General features: G+C 41.8%; 1 protein-coding gene. It reads left to right on the forward strand.

Features of this window, described 5'->3' with window-relative positions:
* The coding region (locus tag R7Q11_RS28110; RefSeq protein ID WP_318094480.1) for a type VI secretion system baseplate subunit TssF at positions 1–579 on the forward strand (579 nt) is incomplete at both ends.

A 579-nucleotide genomic window follows, 5' to 3' on the forward strand; every position in this document is an offset into this window, starting at 1 on the left:
GCTCTAAGTGGGAGCATAATGCGCACTCTGTACTAAGGTGTCAGCTGAGTGCTCATGATTCAGAGTCCTCTATCAATTCCATGGGTATCGATTGTTTGCGTTTGTACTTAAATGGACAGACGCAATTAACACTCAAGCTATATCAAATGTTATTCCAAAGTTTGATTGGTCTTTCAATCGTATTGGATGGTAAAGAAATCATGCCTCTAACTAAGAGGCATCTTCAATCGGTTGGTTTTGGGGACGAGGAACAAGTCGTCCCTTACAGTAAGAGAAGTTTTTCGGGATCTCGTTTATTGGTCGAGTACCTTCATTTCCCAGAAAAATTCATGTTCTTTGACTTGATCGAGCTCGGCTTAGATAAGTTAGAGATTCAAGGGCAGGTCGAGATTTGCTTTTACTTCGATACAAGCGATGACTGGCTACCAAAGCAAGTCGACGAGGAAAGTGTCATGGTTGGCTGTGTTCCCATTGTAAATCTGTTCAAATCAACCATGGAACCTAAACGTCTCCTTCCAACAGAGTACGAGTATCAATTATCTCCTCAGTACCAAGATGCAGAGAGTAATGAAGTTGTCT

Source organism: Vibrio sp. 970 (assembly GCF_033339075.1).